We start from the raw sequence: 16,598 nt of genomic DNA, 5'->3' as shown, positions 1-16,598 counted from the left end.
AAGGAGCCGGCATTTCCGCCGGTTTCTTAAAAGAAACGCTGTTTCGGAAAAAACATGACGGAAATGGAAAATCCGCCGGGAAAAATGATTTTCCCGGCGGATTTCTTGTTTAAAAAAGGGGCAGCCTGTTGCCCGTAAAATTAGTTTGTTTTCACAGCTGTTTCCTGTTTTTTATACAGATTCAGCAAAGCTTCGTCCGCATAGGTTTCGTCGACTGCGGCTTGTTCAACTGCATCATATGCCATCGTGTTGGTTACGATCACCATCGTTGTCGTGTCATAGCCGGCTTCTTTTATTTTTTCCGGGTCAAAGGTGCCGAGTACATCACCCTTCCTGATGCGGTCCCCGGCTTTTACATTGGAATGGAAATGTTCCCCGTTTAAGTTGACGGTATCAATGCCGACGTGGATCAATACTTCTGCCCCGCGGTCGGATTGCAAGCCGTATGCATGGCCGGTCGGAAAAGCAACAGATACTTGTCCGTCAAATGGAGCGACCACTTTTCCTTCTTCCGGCACAACGCCAACCCCTTTTCCCATCGCTTCCGAGCTGAAGACCGGATCATTTACAGAGGTTAACGGAACAACGCGGCCTTTTACCGGATTGTAGACAATTTCGTTCAGCTCCATGCCGGCTGTATCCACTTTTGGCAGTTCTTTTTGTTCCGCTTCCATTTTGCTTTCCACAGCTGCCGTTTTCTTTTCCGTCAGGCTTTTCTTGCCCATTTGTACGTTTGCGAGCATTTTTTCATTGTTTTCTTCATTAAAACCGAAGATCAATACAAGTACGAACGCAATCGCCCATGCGGCAACACCCGCAACAGCTTCCATGGCAACGCTTGAACCTTTGCCGATAAACAGCGGAAGTTCAAAGAAATTCATAATCGGCGTGTACTGAAAAGCTTTTACACCGGCAAAACCAGCAATAGCGCCGCCGATCGCACTGCCGGCCAAACCGAAAATAAAACCTTTTTTGTATTTCAAGTTGATGCCGTATATCGCCGGCTCTGTAATGCCGAAGAAGTTACTGATTGCAGCGGAAACGGCGATTTCCCTGTTTTTCGATTTTTTTGCTTTAAAAATCGCACCTGTCACTGCCCCGAACTGTCCGAAGACGGCAACAAACATCATCGAAAGCAGCGTATCATAACCATAGTTTTGAATGTTAATCAGTGAGATCGGCAAAATCCCCCAGTGCAGCCCAAAGACGACAAACACCTGGAATAACCCGGCCAGAATAAATCCGGCAACAGCAGGACTTAAGCTGTACAAGTATTGATAGCCGTAAGCAAGTCCCATGCCGATCGCATTGCCTAATGGGCCGATGACGATAAAAGTGAGGGCGCCGGCAACAAGCAATGTGAAAAACGGCACAAATACAAGCTGGGCAACAGCCGGTAAATGTTTTTTAAACCATCTTTCAATATAACTCATCATCCAAATGGCCAAAATGGTCGGGATCACTGCACCGCCGTACTGTTTAAAGTTGATGGCGTACCCGGCAATGTGGCCGATTTTTGGAATCGTGCTGTCTGTCAGCGGGTAAATCATCGCTGCAGCAAGAGCAACAGAGATAAACCGGTTTGTGTTAAACTTATCCGCCGCCGTAATCGCAATAAAGATCGGCAGCAATGTAAACACACCGGTTGCAAGCGCGTCCAGGATGCTGTACCAGACGGATGATTCAGACACGATATGGGTGTTTGCCAAAAGGATGGCAACGCCTTTTAAAACGCCAGCACCAGCCAGGACGGAGATAAACGGCGTAAAAATACCGGAAAGCACTGCCACAAAGCGGTCGAAAATATTGCCTTTTTCTTCGCTTTCTTCTGCAGCCGCATCGTTTTCAGCCCCCGCATCGGAAGCCGTAAAATGATACTGGTCCATAATGGCGTTATAAACAGGAACGACTTCATCCCCGATCACGACTTGGTACTGTCCGCCTGCATTCACCGCCGTCAGTACATTTGGTAAGCCTTCCAGCACTTCTTTGTTTGCCTTGCCTGTATCTTTTAACCGGAAGCGCAAACGGGTGGCACAGTGCACAAGCGACTTTACATTATCAGGCCCTCCGACATTTGCCACAATATCGCGGGCAAGCTGTGAGTAATCTTTCTTTGCCATGCAAAATCCTCCTCAAATCATGATGGTTTCCGGAAACAGACGTGCAGCAATTCCCCAGGAAAATAAAAAGGCATGAGGAAAAAGCGGGAAGACTGTGGCGGCTGCCACTCCCGGCATCTTTTTCACTCATGCCTGATCGAATCAGTAACACGTTATGATAACTATTGATTATTTTTTTATGGAACCCGTTTCAGACGCATGCTGCCAGAAAAACGGCTTTCTGCATCGTATACCGGTTTTTTACTGTTTGCTGCATCATTCACAATTTCCACGACAAATTATAGCACCACAGGTTTCCTGTTTCAAGAAAAAAATTAAAAAAGCATTCTACATCCCGGCATGAAAAATTACGGTGTTTTGGCATGTATCAGCCTTTCATCACGCATGCCATGTATGCCCGCAATCAGGATGGCGTTTCATGATTCCAATTTGGTTTGAATCCGCTGCAGATGCATCGTCAGGTAAACGGCTTCTGCCTCGTACACCGGTTTTTGCAATGCTTGCTGCATGATTTTGATCAATTTCCACGACAGATTATAACACCGCGGGTATTCCTGTTGCAGAAAATGATTCAATTTCTCGGGCTCCTCCACTTTTTCCCCCGTCAGCACGCGGTCAATCGTATAGCGCAAATGGCGGACAAGACGCATGTAATGAATACTGTCTTTGTCAAAAGTCATTTTAAATTCATGCTCAACCGTGGAAATGAGCTGCCCGATCAGATGGGAATGCCGGCTTAATTCGGAAAGTTGCTTATCCGTTACGGCACTGTGGATGTGCAAGGCAATAAACCCGGCTTCCCCTTCCGGCAAATAGACGTCCGTTGCTTCATTGATATAATCCACTACTTCGCAGGCAATTTCGTATTCGCGCGGATAGAGAATTTTCGTTTCGGCAACGAACGGATTTTTGACAGCCAGCCCTTTCCGGATCCGGTCGATCGCAAAAGCAATATGGTCTGTCAAGGCAACATGGATATGTTCATTTAAAGGAGAATCCGCCCGGCTGCGGATCATCTCAATGGCCGAAATGACCACTTCAAGGGTTTGATTATCAATAGAAGGAATCAGCTTCATATACTGTTCCTGTTCTGTTTCGTTTTTCAGCACAAACATTTTTTCAGCGGATGCCTGCGGGATGGGCTCCCCTTTTTTTCGGTTAAAACCAATCCCCTTTCCAATCAACACCGTTTCTTCATAGCGGGGGTGGGAGGCAACAAGTACATTATTGTTTAAAACTTTTTTAACGATAAAAGCTTCCATTTCAATCCCCCTCGGCTATAGTACAATATGATTAGTTTAAATGAAATGCGCCGGTTTTTCAATTTCAAGCGCCATAAAAAAACTTGCAGAGCGCGCTCTGCAAGTTTTTTGGGCACTATTTTAAGAAAATAAAATACAGTAAGAAGACGACAAAGAAGAAATACATGACCGGATGGATTTCTTTGATTCTTCCTTTTACAATCATCGTAATCGGATAAAAGATGAAACCAATGGCAATCCCGGTTGCGATGCTATAAGTGAGCGGCATGGCAATCAATGTAAGGAAAGCCGGTACGGCAATTTCGAATTTATCCCATTCAATATGACGCAAGTTCGATACCATCAGCACGCCGACAATGATGAGCGCCGGTGCTGTGACGTTGGTAGTAATGACTGATAAAAGCGGGAAGAAAAAGATCGATAAAATAAAGAAACAGGCCGTAACAAGAGAAGCAAAACCGGTTCTTGCCCCTGCGGCAACCCCTGACGAAGACTCGACAAAGGAAGTTGTCGTCGAAGTCCCGAGCACAGCCCCAATAATGGTCGCAATGGAATCTGACACAAGTGCCCGTCCTGCATTCGGCAGTTTGTTGTCTTTCATGAGCCCTGCCTGGTTTGCAACCGCCACAAGCGTTCCGGCATTATCAAAAAAGTCGACAAAGAAAAACGTTAAAATAGCACCAATCATTTGCGCCGACCAGAAAGAGGAGTCCCCGAATGAACTGAACAGCGCGCCGAACGTCGGACTTAAACTTGGAACCGAACTGACAACTTGATGCGGCACCTTCAACAATCCAAAAATCATCCCGACAATACTTGTAAGAATAATGCCGTAAAAAACGGAACCTTTTATCCCTCTTGTCATCAGAATAACGGTGACCACAAGCCCGAAAATGGAAAGCAGAACAGGCCCTTTTGACAAATCCCCCAAGGCGACAAACGTTGCATCATCCCCGACAATAATGCCGGCATCTTTCAGCCCGATAAATGTGATGAACAGGCCGATGCCTGCGCCGATCGCGTGTTTTAACTGGATCGGAATGGCGTTGATCAATTTTTCGCGGATGCCCGTCAGTGTAAGTAAAAAGAAGAAAACACCGGAAATAAAGACAGCGGCAAGTGCGTGCTGCCAAGGAATTTTATAGCTCAGGACGACCGTATAAGCAAAAAAGGCATTCAATCCCATACCGGGCGCAAGCGCGAGTGGATATTTCCCAAAAAGGCCCATCACAATCGAACCGATCGCGGAAGCAATGGCGGTGGCCACAAATACAGCCCCCTGGTCCATATGCATGGAAGCCGGAAGCCCCTTTACGCTGGCAAGCGATAATGTCAGCGGGTTTACGGCTAAAATATAGGCCATAGCCAAAAAGGTTGTCAGTCCCCCAATAAATTCTTGGCGGTAACTTGTCCCCATTTTTCCAAACTCAAAATAGTTCTTCATTTTGCCTTATCCCTCCTATGGAATTTCCAAATTCGCCATAACAGAAAAACGTTCCGAACGTAAACGCCCGAAACGCCAGACTTAAGGAATGAGGAGGGGCAAAGGTTGCTAATTTTATACAAACGCCCTCTGACTCTATCTCATTACCTCGTAGTCAAGCTATTTACGGCAGCTTGGTAGAAACGTTCAGGCCATATCCCTGAATATATACGATGGTATTGCATATTGAATTGACAAGATTGATTGTAACGGGAAAGTGAAAAGAAGTCAATAGAAAACACGAACATTTTCCTCTTGCTGCAGGTTAATATTCGTTCGTTTGCGGGCCGCCATTTTGTTAAAAATAAAATTTTTGGGCTGGCAGAGAACCGATTTTTCATTTATCCGCCCCCAATTCACGAAATAGAGAGCCCCATTTTTCGCTTTTCGCCAGTTGCAGGAAAGGACATCATCCCTTAGAATGAGCATATATTCGACAAAGGAGGTGGAAAAATGGCAGAAGTCACAAACGAAATGCTGCTTACGGCCATCAAAGAACTGTCCGGCGAAGTCCTTTCAATGAAGGCAGAGATGAAAGAAATGAAAGCAGACATCGCCGGACTGAAAGAGGATGTTGCCGAGCTGAAGCAAGATGTTACAGTGCTAAAACAGGATGTTGCTTCCCTGAAAAGCGAAATGGCAGAAGTAAAGCAGGATGTTGCAGGTTTGAAACAGGATGTCGCAGTGCTAAAACAAGATGTTGCCGAGCTGAAGCAAGATGTTGCAGTGCTAAAACAAGATGTTGCCGAGCTGAAAAGCGAAATGGCAGAAGTAAAGCAGGATATCGCGGGCATGAAAAAAGATTTGGACAACCTCGACAACTATTATGCCAGGCTGGATGATAAAATGGATGTCTTGTTCGAAGACTTAATAAATGTCAAGACGGATATCCGCCACTTAAAAAAAGCCCGATAAGAAGCTTCCATTTTGCGCAGCGGACAGCCTGCGTTTTTTTCTTTTAAAAACCCCGCCATATACACGGAATAAACCATGCCAGCAGGCGGGGACCAACATTTTTTAAAACCACTCCGTACCAAAAGGCAGGCCCGGATCTACTATTGGTACTGGGCCTCGTGCAGTTTTGCAAAAATCCCCCCGCGGGTAAGGAGCTCATCATGGCGCCCTTGTTCGGCAATTCCATCCTTGGTGACGACAACAATCCGGTCAGCATTGCGAATCGTCGCCAGCCTGTGCGCAATGACAAGCGTTGTCCGGTCTTTTGCCAGTTCATCCAATGCCGCTTGGATTTGCCTTTCGGTTTCCGTATCAAGGGCAGACGTCGCCTCATCCAGGATTAAGATGGGCGGATTTTTCAAAAACATGCGCGCAATCGCCAGCCGCTGCTTTTGCCCGCCGGAAAGCTTAAGGCCGCGTTCGCCGATTTGCGTATCAAACCCGTCAGGCAGCGCACGGATGACCTCTTCCAAATGGGCGCGCCGGGCTGCTTTTTCAATTTCTTCATCTGTAGCATCCAATTTTCCGTACGCAATGTTTTCGCGGATGGTGCCGGCAAAAAGGAAGACATCCTGCTGAACAATGCCAATCTGCGAGCGGAGCGATTTTTTCGTCATATTGCGGATATCCATTCCGTCAATGGTAATGCTGCCGCTATTCACATCGTAAAAGCGTGGGATCAGGGAGCAAATGGTCGTTTTCCCTGCACCAGAAGGCCCAACAAATGCAACCGTCTCCCCGGCACGGATTTTGAGATTCAGCCTCTTTAACACAGGCTGGCCGCCCGGATAAGCGAAGCTGACATTGTTGAACGCGATGTTGCCGTTTAACGCCGGAACCTCGACCGCATTTTCCCTGTCCCGGACATCCGGCGTGCGGTCCAGTAATTCTGTAAACCGTTTAAAACCGGCCATCCCTTTCGGATACAGCTCCATGATCGCACTGATTTTATCAATCGGCTTGAACAGCACGTTCACATACAGCACAAAACCGACCAGCTCGCCGTATTTCAATTCCCCGCTGTATACCAGCCATGCCCCGTATACAAGGACGACAAGGACGATCAGCCGGCTCATCATATACGTGCTGGAATTGGTCAGCGCCATCGTTTTATACGCAAGCAATTTCGCCTTCCGGAACCGTTTGTTATTTTTCTGAAACTGCGTGATTTCATAATTTTCATTCGCGAATGACTGGACGACGCGGACCCCTGCAACACTATCCTCGACACGCGCATTCACTTCGGCAATCTCGCCATACATCTTGCCCCATGCCTCGTTCATTTTCATATTGCAATACGTGATGATCCAGACCAAAAACGGCACAATAATGAGGGTGATGAAAGCCAGTTTGGCATTGACCGTAAACATAATGCAAAACGCGCCGAAAAACGTCATGACGGCAATAAAAGCATCTTCCGGGCCGTGGTGGGCAAGTTCGCCGATGTCAAAAAGATCGTTTGTGATCCGGCTCATGACGTGGCCGGTTTTCACATTATCAAAAAATGAAAAAGACTGCCGCTGCACGTGTACAAACAATTCTTTGCGCATATCCGTTTCAATATTGATGCCGAGCTGATGCCCCCAGTAGGTGACGATGTACTGCAAATACGTACTGATCAAATAAAGGACCAACAGCGCAATGCTGACGCTCGTAATCGTTGCCCATTTTCCGCTTGGCAGCAGGCTGTCAATAAACCACTGGACACAAAGCGGAAAGGCCAGTTCAAAAACAGCTACAATCACCGCGCTTGTAAAATCAAGGATAAACAGCTTTTTATGCGGCAAATAATAGGAAAAAAAGCGGCGTAACATATGTCCCCTCCTGTCACAAAGTTAGTTGGAAGCATGCCGTGTGGAAACAAGCCATTTTCTCTTCGCAATCACGGCCAGCCGGATCGAAAACACAATGGCCAGCACCGTGAGCACAGCGATCATCAGCACAACCCCGTTCCATCCGAGACGTCTGTAAAACACGCCCCCGACTGTCCCGCCGATGCTTGAGCCGATATAATAAAAGAATAAATACAATCCGGACGCCTGCGCTTTATCATGGGAGGAAAGACGGCCAACCCAGCCGCTTGCGATCGAATGGCCGGCAAAAAAGCCGAATGTGAACACGGCAATGCCGAAAATTTTCAGCCATAAAGACGGAATAAGCGTAATCGAAGCCCCCAGGAGCACAATAAGGAGCGAAAGCTGTAAAATTTTCCGCCTGCCGTGCCGGTCCGCAAGCATCCCCATCCATGCCGAGCTGAATGTGCCAACGAGGTAGACGATAAAAATGAAGCCGACGACCGTCTGGCTCAGCGAATACGGCGGCGCAATCAGCTGGAATCCAATGTAATTATACAGCGAAACAAAACTCCCCATTAATAAAAATCCAATCAAAAATAAATAAATCAGACCCGGTTCCACAAGCTGGCGGACGAGGCTCCCTGTCAGTTTCCCAATCTCCAATTTCCGGGCAGTAAAGTGGGAAGACGGCGGCAGCACGACCCAAAACAGGATGCTTGCGAGCAGGCTGATCACCCCGATCGACGCCAGCGCCACATGCCAATTGAAAAAATCGGTCAAAGTCCCGCAGATGATCCGTCCTGCCATGCCCCCGATCGAATTTCCGCTGATATATAACCCCATCGCAAGTCCGAGGCTTGACGGCAAAATCTCTTCTCCCAAATAGGCCATGGCAACAGCCGGCAACCCGGCAAGCACAAGGCCCTGCAGCACCCGACAGAGAATTAGCAAATGATAAGTCGGGGCAAAAGCGGTCAAGATGCAAAGAGCAGACGAAGCAATCAACGAAAAAGACATCACGGATTTTCGCCCGAACACTTCCGACAACGATCCGGCAATCAGCATGCTCACCGAGAGTGTTACGGTTGTAGAAGACAGGCTCAGGCTCGACATTGTCGGCGACAGGTGAAACTGCTCCGCAATATCTGGCAAAAGCGGCTGCATCCCCCAAAGGATCGCAAACGTATTGAACCCCCCGGCAAATAGCGCAAGATTTGCCAGGCGGAATTCCCTTGTCCCTTGCTCGATGTATTTCATTTCTGCACAAACCCCTTTGCTGCAAATTCCAAAAATTCCGTACCATACTATCTATCATACCCTTTTTTTCTTTCTGTTCCAATCAATCCAATCCACACGCCCGCATCGCAAAGAATGCTCCCACAAAGCAGAAAGAACAAAATGGAAAGATAAAAAACAGAATGTATGCCAGGTGCAATTCAGCTATAATGAAAAGAAGAAAAGGCGGAGCCGGAGGGGAAAGAGGATGGAGAAAATTAAAATTGTGATTGCCGATGACAACTCTTTTATACGCGAGGGGTTAAAAATCATTTTATCGTCATATGAAGAGTTTGAAGTCATGGCAACGGTCGGAAACGGCAAGGAAGCGGCAGCATATTGCCGGAATCAGCCGGTTGACATTGCCCTTTTGGATGTGCGGATGCCGGAGATGAACGGCGTTGAAGCTGCGAAAATCATTGCAGCCCAAACATCTGCCAAACCTATGATCCTGACCACCTTTGACGATGACGAATATATTGTCGATGCATTAAGAAACGGGGCAAGAGGCTACTTGTTGAAAAATAATGATCCCGAAAAAATCCGTGACGCAATCAAAAGTGTCTATAACGGCAACAGCATTTTCCAGGATGCGGTTCTCGATAAAATTAAATCCAATTTAAGTGGCAGAGAACCGGAACCGAAAATAGACCTGAAAAAGTTCACGGAAAGAGAGCGTGAAATCATGTCCCTGATTGCAAAAGGCTTTTCCAATAAGGAAATTGCCAAAACCTTATACATTTCAGAAGGGACAGTCGCAAATTACATCACCTCAATTTTTGGCAAAACAGGGCTTGAGCACCGCACCCAAATTGCCGTTTATTATCTTACAGGGAAAGGGAATGAAACATGGAATCCCGGCTGATTGCGGCAAAACTGGCACTCATTGGCTGGGCCGCTTTTATGGCTATTCAGGAAGATTTGGCTCTTGCTCCCGCTGTATTCCTGCTTCTTCTCTATTTTATTGCAAATATCGCGATGTACATTTGGAATAGAAAGGCATTGCCTGCTTTTTTTGCGGCCTGCTCCATTGGCATTGCCGGTTTCGGCGCTTTATATGTAGCTCCCCTGTTTGTCATCTTCGCGCCGCTATCCGTTTTGGAGCTCGCCGCAAAGTGGCCCGTGCCAAGATCGATACAGGCACTCATCCTGCTTGTACCCCTTTTTTATTTAAAAACCGGGACAGCCGGCCAGTACGTTTTCTCGTCAGCCTTTAGCTGGATCATTTGGGATACGGCCGTTACGTATGCAGACCGGCTGGAAAAGAAAGAACAGCAGCTTGACCGGCTGCGCGCTTCAGTCCAGAGACTCACGCGCCGCCTGAATGAAAACGAGGAATTCATCCGCCAATCCGAATACACCTACCGGCTGGAAGAACGGAACCGGATTTCGCAGGAAATTCATGACAATATCGGCCACGTGATGACTGGCGCACTCATCCAGATGGAAGCGGCAAAAAGCCTTCTGGAAAAAGACCCCACCCGCGCACGGGCGTTACTGCAAAACGCAATCACCATTACAAAAGAAGGAATTGAAAGCATCCGGCTGACGCTGAAACAAATGAAACCACCCGTTGAACAAGTCGGCATTCACCGGCTGCAGCTTGCTTTAGATACGTTTTCCGCAAGATATGAACTTGAAACGATGCTCACTTACAGTGGCAATCTCGACTGCATTACCCATGTACAATGGAAAATCATTCATGAAAATGTGAAAGAAGCGTTGACCAATGCGCGCAAATATGCCGATGCATCACAGATTACCGTCAACATTCAAGTCCTCAATAAAATCATCAAAGCAGAAGTAAAAGACAATGGCAAAGGTGCCGCTAAAGTTAAAAAAGGGCTTGGCATTACCGGCATGGAAGAACGAGCAGCCACACTTAGAGGCCATGTCATCACCGACGGTTCGCACGGTTTTTCCGTGACCACCCTACTTCCCATTGAGCCGTGAACAGCCTCACCTGCAAAATATGAATTTTTTCATATGAAAGTCATGAACGATCCCACTTACCAGGAATCGTTCCTTTTTTTATACTAAAGACACAACGGAAGTCAGGGGGAAAGAAACCATGAACGTACTGGAAATCCGAAATTTGACAAAAAAATTCGACGACTTTATTGCGGTTGACCGTATCTCACTGCAAGTAAAGGAGGGGGAAATTTTCGGTTTTCTCGGGGCAAACGGCGCCGGCAAAAGTACGACGATCAACATGATTGCCGGCCTGTTAAGAAGCAATGGCGGGACCATTGAAATCCTCGGGAAAAACATCATGAAAAATAAACGGTTTGCGAAAATGAATCTCGGCATTGTCCCGCAGGATCTCGCCATTTACGAAGATTTAACCGCTTTTGAAAATGTCCGTTTTTTCGCCGGGCTCTATGGCCTGCGCGGCAGTGAACTGGATGCGAAAACAAGGGAAGCACTCGCTTTTGTCGGCCTTGGGGACCACCATAAAAGCACACCGGACAAATTTTCCGGCGGGATGAAGAGGCGCCTCAATATTGCCTGTGCGATCGCCCATCAGCCGAAACTGATCATCATGGATGAACCGACAGTCGGGATTGACCCGCAGTCCCGCAATTATATTTTAAACTCCGTACGTAAACTGAATGAAATGGGCTGCACCATTATTTATACGAGCCATTACATGGAAGAAGTGGAAGAAATCTGCACAAACATCGCGATTATTGACCATGGGAAAATTATTGCAGAAGGCACAAAGGAGCAGCTGAAGTCGATCATCACAGACAAAAAAGAAGTCCGGATTGAAGTGAAAACAGATGCGGCCGATGCCGCGGAAATCAGGAAGATTAAAGGCGTTGAAACGGTATCCGTCCATGAAAGCACGATCCGGATCCAGTCGGATGCAAGCATTAACAATTTAAATCTGATTCTTGAATTTTTGATCAGCCGGCATATTGAAATTAAGGCCCTGCAGGAAAAAGAACCGAACCTTGAAACGGTATTTTTAACCTTAACCGGCCGGAATTTAAGGGATTAGGGAGGAGAAAAGTGATGTCAAGCATCCTGCACATCTTAAAAAAAGAAGTAATAACCGCATTTCGCAACAAACGCACCATTATTTTCATGCTTGCATTCCCGCTCGTTTTAATGCTTGTGCTCGGTTCCGCCCTTTCGAATGCATTTGACAAGACGGTTTCGGTCGGCGAGATTCACGTGTTGTACAAAAGCAGCCTGGATAAAAATGCCGCACCCTATTTCCATACATTCCAACAGTATGCGGAAAAATCAGATATCCATTTTGAAAAGGCCGGCAAAAACACGGACGGATTGAAAGAAGTAAAACTTGGCAACGCGGATGGTTACGCCGTTGTAAACGGCCGGGGCATCCGACTGTATACGAACGGAAGAAACAGCATAAAAGGCAGTATTTTAGAAGGGGTATTTTCGGCTTTTACCGACCAGTACAATCTTGCTGCCGAAGTGATGAAAACCGCGCCCGAAAAAGCCGGGGCTGCCTTCGGGAAGGTCAAAAACAATTACATTCAAACAGAATCGCTGCTGCCGAAAAAGCAGCCCGGTTCAATGGATTATTATGCGATCGTGATCACCACAATGATATGTCTGTATGCGTCTTTAGGATCGAGCACTTTAATTGCAGGGGAGCGCATCCGAAAAACAGCTGACAGGCTTATCGCCGCCCCTGTCAGGAAAAGCAGTATTTTTATCGGAAAGCTTTTCGCGTATGTTTTCGTTTATGCCCTTTGCATCGCACTCCTTATCGTAGTGAGCAAGGTCGTTTACAAAGCGAATTGGGGAGACCATCTACCGCTTGTCTGTCTCCTGCTTTTGACAGAAATCATTTTTTCCGTCAGTATTGGCATCGGCGTCAGTATGTTCAGCAAATCTGCAGGGGCCAGAGCCATCCTGAACATTTTTATCCAACTTGCCTCGTTTTTTGGCGGCGCCTATTTCAAAATTGAGCATGCTGGCAAATTGCAGGCCCTTTTAAACCTTTCGCCGCTGACATGGATCAACCAGGCGATTACGAAAATCATTTACAACAATGATTTATCTGCTGCCATCCCGGTCGCGGCAGCTAATCTTTGCATTGCCCTATTGATTCTTTTGATTTCTGTAACCGCACTGCAAAAAAGGGAGGGTTTGTAATGAAAGACGTTTTATGGCTGGCCCGCAACACATTAAGCAAAACCTTTCGAAAGAAAAGAAATGTTCTCCTGTATATCGGGTTGCCTTTTATCAGCATCTTTATCGCTTTCCTTGTATACGGCGGGAGCGGTGTAAAGGCCCTCCACGTCGGCATCGTGGATAAAGATCACAGCCAAATTGCCGCTGATACGGTCCATTTCCTGAGCGGGCTGGACAATGTCAAAACAGCCGCAATTTCGCAATCCGAAATGAAAAGCCAATTGGCGGACGGAAAGCTCGACTGTGCCATCATTTTTGAAAAGGGGTTTGCCGCAAGTGTCAGGAGCGGAAATCCTGCTCATATCCGGATGGCTTCAATTAAAGGAGCAGAAGTAACAAAGTTTGTGCAATCCTATTTATATCAATACATCGATCATATCGAATCCATCAGCAAAGTATCGTCAGGAAACGAACAGACTTTTCAAACGATGTATGATGAATTCCAAAACGCTTCCTATAAAGTAAAAACCATTCATTTGCAGGATCTTTCCCAATCTAGTGATTTAACCTATCAGACGATGGGCGTGCTTATCCTGTTTATGCTTATGTCTGCCTTCAGTTTGTCTGAACTGATTCTTGCCGAAAGAGAAAACCGCACGTATTTCAGGCTATTGTCTTCGCCGGTCAGCGCGGGCAAGTATGTATTGTCCAATGTACTTTGCAACCTGATCGTGATGGCGGTTCAAATTGCATTGATCACAGCGGCCATGAAATATGTTTTCCATATGACGATGAATCTTTCCATCTGGCAGCTGTCAGCCGTCATGTTCCTGTTTGCCTGGATTTCAACCGGCATTTCCTTAATGATGGTGTCGCTGTCAAACAGCCGGAGTGCTTTTAACTCGCTGCAATCCTTAATCGCCGTACCGACGTGCATGCTTTCCGGCTGCTTCTGGCCGGTGGAAATCATGCCGAAAGCCCTGCAGAAAGTTTCCGATTTTCTGCCGCAGCGCTGGACATTGGAAACCTTGGACAAATTGCAAACCGGCCATCCGCTCAGCAGTCTGTATTTAAACATTTTGATCCTGATTGCCTTTGCGCTTTGTTTCTTCCTGTTCGCCATTTACCAGTTCAGCAGAAACCGCAATACCCGCAACTTTGTATAGTTCCTGCAAAAAGAGAGGCAGATCCGCCTCTCTTTTTGGCATGTTGCGGGCTAAGGTTACATAGGTTGCTTTGCTCCGCTGCAGCCAATCGATCCGCAGGCCGCAAAGGACCAGGAACACCCCATTCACCTGCTTTTCAATTCCGCAAGTTCCCGTTTGGATCCCCGTTCCCGCTTGCCAGCTCTGCCACCTTCAATTCCACTAACGGGCTGTATCTCTGATGTGGTACCAGCCCCAAGCATTCATCCAGAGGGTAATGCGAACCCCCTCTCTTGTCATGCATGAATGAGCGTTTAAAATTCACACTTCCAAATAGAAACTGAACGCTCCTGTAATCACTCCGGCAGTACTGCCATCCTTCCGCCTGTTTCTTCAGTCTAATCGTTTGATCTAACTTCTCAAATACGTCCCCAACCCATAGTGTAAAAACTTTTTGCATCAGAATTTTAACCTGTTCTTCAAATTCAATAAGACTCTTTGTATCCTTTAATAATCCAGCAATTATTGATATAATATCCATAGGAAGACCTCTCTCTAGATGTTCATTTCATGGTGTACATTTAGATGATAGAGTGTCTTCCTATTTTTTTCCACTCATCTGCCCCTGCGAGTAAAATTTTACACATACAATGTTTAAACCGGGCCGGGCTGGTTTTCTTCCCTGTTTCTTTTAATCTTCTCCCTGTAAATGGTCCCATAAATATCCGTCTCCTTTTATATCCACCTGAGTGCTTAGAAATTTCCTATTTTATGGATCCTGCTGAAATCTACGGAACCGCTTGCAAAAATACACCAATCTTTAACATTTTCTCTCCTGCCACTTTGCTACAATTCATATAGGGTAAATATTTGGAAGAATTCACAAGGGAGTGATCAAAATGAATGGCGCCAACCAGCAAACGAAGAAAACCAAATGGCAATGGGTTTGGATCGCTGCTGCTTTTGCCGCTCTGATTGCGATTACGCTTCTCCCGCATACGAAAGGCCTGCCGGTAGCCGGCCAACGTGCACTCGCCATCCTTGCCTTCGCCCTGATATTATGGGTGACAGAGGCTGTTTCCTACCAGGTTAGTGCCGCCATGATTGTTGGTTTAATTGCCCTCTTAATCGGACTTGCGCCAAGTATCCAGGATCCTTCACAAATGACGGGAACAGGCAATGCCCTGGCCATGGCCCTCAGTGGATTCAGCAGCTCTGCCGTTGCTCTTGTAGCCGCAGCCTTATTTCTGGCTGCTGCCATGCAGGTGACCAATCTTCATAAACGGCTTGCCCTCTGGATCTTGTCCCGCGTCGGCACGAAAACGAGTAACCTCGTCTTTGGCGCTATCCTTGTTTCCATCGTATTGGCATTTTTTGTTCCAAGCGCCACTGCCCGCGCCGGTGCCGTGGTCCCGATTTTACTCGGAATGGTGGCCGCATTCGGGCTGCCGAATAACAGCAAACTCGGCGCATTGCTGGTGATTACTTCCGTTCAGGCAGTTTCCATTTGGAACATCGGCATCAAAACGGCGGCCGCCCAGAATATGGTTGCACTCGGGTTTATTCAGAAAGAATTTGAAACGGACATTACATGGAGTTCCTGGTTTTTATATGCGGCTCCGTGGGCATTCATCATGTCCATCCTTTTGTTTTTCGTGATGACCCACTTAATTAAGCCGGAAACAAAAGCCCTTGAGGCAGGAAAAGATTTAATCGAAAATCAATTAAAAGAACTTGGCCATTTAAAAGCTTCTGAGATCCGTTTAATCGTGATTTCCTTGCTTTTATTGCTTTTCTGGACGACGGAAGGAAAACTTCATCCGTTTGATACGACCACTGTCACAATTATCGCGATTGGGATTTTACTGGCACCAAAGATCGGGGTTTTTGATTGGAAATCAGTTGAACATCTTATTCCGTGGGGAACCGTGATTGTGTTTGCAGTCGGCATTTCGCTCGGTACGGTTTTGCTGGACACCCATGGGGCACAATGGCTGTCTAACAAGATATTCGGCTCGCTCGGTCTGGAAACGATGCCGCTCATTGCTACGATTGCCCTTGTATCTTTGTTCAATATCCTGATCCATCTCGGCTTTGCAAGTGCGACCAGCCTGTCTTCAGCGCTGATTCCGATCTTTATTGCCCTCACTTCCACGATCCATCTGGGTGACAACCAAATCGGTTTCGTCCTGATCCAGCAATTTGTCATCAGCATCGGCTTCCTGCTTCCGGTCAACTCACCGCAAGGCATGCTCGCATACGGGACAGGCGCTTTTACGGCAAAAGATTTTCTGAAATCAGGCCTGCCATTGACCATTATCGGTTATCTATTAATCTTATTGTTCAGCATGACATACTGGAAATGGGTCGGATTGCTATAAGCAAGCTCTTTAATATGTAGACGAATGGGGATGGTGAAATGGACAGCAACCGGGATCTCATTTTGG

Annotated in this window: 12 protein-coding genes, 1 pseudogene and 1 riboswitch; of the genes and pseudogenes, 7 read left to right on the top strand and 6 right to left on the bottom strand. The window is 46.8% G+C overall.

Going from position 1 to position 16,598, the window contains the following annotated elements:
* Positions 1-140: 140 nt before the first annotated feature.
* From ABR335_RS01995 to ABR335_RS01985, 3 genes are all read right to left on the bottom strand, one after another.
* Positions 141-2,123: a beta-glucoside-specific PTS transporter subunit IIABC gene (locus ABR335_RS01995; RefSeq protein ID WP_035183312.1), complete on the bottom strand. Its 1,983-nt coding sequence runs from the start codon at positions 2,121-2,123 to the stop codon at positions 141-143.
* Between the two features lie 416 nt (positions 2,124-2,539).
* Positions 2,540-3,385 carry a glucose PTS transporter transcription antiterminator GlcT gene (gene glcT / locus ABR335_RS01990; RefSeq protein WP_035183309.1) on the bottom strand — a complete coding sequence of 282 codons (846 nt, stop codon included), beginning with the start codon at positions 3,383-3,385 and terminating at the stop codon, positions 2,540-2,542.
* 115 nt (positions 3,386-3,500) lie between these two features.
* Positions 3,501-4,829: an NCS2 family permease gene (locus ABR335_RS01985; protein WP_026684243.1), complete on the bottom strand. Its 1,329-nt coding sequence runs from the start codon at positions 4,827-4,829 to the stop codon at positions 3,501-3,503.
* Between the two features lie 131 nt (positions 4,830-4,960).
* Positions 4,961-5,062, bottom strand: a riboswitch (purine riboswitch).
* 259 nt (positions 5,063-5,321) lie between these two features.
* On the opposite strand from ABR335_RS01985, the gene ABR335_RS01980 reads away from it, so the two are divergent.
* The gene (locus ABR335_RS01980) at positions 5,322-5,783 is read left to right on the top strand and encodes a hypothetical protein (RefSeq protein ID WP_035183308.1); all 462 of its coding nucleotides are present in this window, start codon (positions 5,322-5,324) and stop codon (positions 5,781-5,783) included.
* A gap of 140 nt (positions 5,784-5,923) precedes the next feature.
* Here ABR335_RS01980 and ABR335_RS01975 read toward each other — a convergent pair whose 3' ends face one another.
* Together ABR335_RS01975 and ABR335_RS01970 are read right to left on the bottom strand one after the other, a co-directional pair.
* Positions 5,924-7,636, bottom strand: a complete 1,713-nt coding sequence (locus ABR335_RS01975; protein ID WP_350346444.1) for an ABC transporter ATP-binding protein — start codon at positions 7,634-7,636, stop codon at positions 5,924-5,926.
* A 21-nt stretch (positions 7,637-7,657) separates the two neighbouring features.
* Complete coding sequence (locus ABR335_RS01970) at positions 7,658-8,875, bottom strand: MFS transporter (RefSeq protein WP_014096888.1); 1,218 nt, start codon at positions 8,873-8,875, stop codon at positions 7,658-7,660.
* Positions 8,876-9,101: 226 nt separating this feature from the next.
* Between ABR335_RS01970 and ABR335_RS01965 the strand changes: the two genes are divergently transcribed.
* The 5 genes from ABR335_RS01965 (at position 9,102) to ABR335_RS01945 (ending at position 14,172) form a co-directional block, all read left to right on the top strand.
* Complete coding sequence (locus ABR335_RS01965; RefSeq protein ID WP_014096887.1) at positions 9,102-9,758, top strand: response regulator; 657 nt, start codon at positions 9,102-9,104, stop codon at positions 9,756-9,758.
* Complete coding sequence (locus tag ABR335_RS01960) at positions 9,743-10,846, top strand: sensor histidine kinase (protein ID WP_014096886.1); 1,104 nt, start codon at positions 9,743-9,745, stop codon at positions 10,844-10,846. The genes ABR335_RS01965 and ABR335_RS01960 overlap by 16 nt, the downstream gene beginning before the upstream one ends.
* Before the next feature lie 118 nt (positions 10,847-10,964).
* The gene (locus tag ABR335_RS01955; protein ID WP_350346443.1) at positions 10,965-11,897 is read left to right on the top strand and encodes an ABC transporter ATP-binding protein; all 933 of its coding nucleotides are present in this window, start codon (positions 10,965-10,967) and stop codon (positions 11,895-11,897) included.
* Positions 11,898-11,911: 14 nt separating this feature from the next.
* Positions 11,912-13,027, top strand: coding sequence for an ABC transporter permease (locus tag ABR335_RS01950; protein WP_017551850.1), 1,116 nt, complete (start codon positions 11,912-11,914; stop codon positions 13,025-13,027).
* A complete protein-coding gene (locus tag ABR335_RS01945) occupies positions 13,027-14,172 on the top strand; it encodes an ABC transporter permease (protein WP_348658394.1) in 1,146 nt (381 codons plus the stop codon). The genes ABR335_RS01950 and ABR335_RS01945 overlap by 1 nt, the downstream gene beginning before the upstream one ends.
* A 166-nt stretch (positions 14,173-14,338) precedes the next feature.
* Here the strand turns inward: ABR335_RS01945 and ABR335_RS01940 are convergent.
* A pseudogene (locus tag ABR335_RS01940) lies at positions 14,339-14,692 on the bottom strand (UPF0236 family transposase-like protein); the annotation flags it as partial.
* 358 nt (positions 14,693-15,050) lie between these two features.
* On the opposite strand from ABR335_RS01940, the gene ABR335_RS01935 reads away from it, so the two are divergent.
* On the top strand, positions 15,051-16,532 hold the full coding sequence (locus tag ABR335_RS01935; protein WP_017550968.1) for a DASS family sodium-coupled anion symporter: 1,482 nt from the start codon (positions 15,051-15,053) through the stop codon (positions 16,530-16,532).
* The last annotated feature ends 66 nt before the right edge of the window (positions 16,533-16,598 follow it).

Origin of the sequence: Heyndrickxia faecalis (genome assembly GCF_040267745.1) — a bacterium.
Classification (GTDB): Bacteria; Bacillota; Bacilli; order Bacillales; family Bacillaceae_C; genus Weizmannia; species Weizmannia faecalis.
The sequence above is the reverse complement of the archived record's forward strand: the minus strand, read 5'-3'. Positions and strand labels throughout refer to the sequence as shown.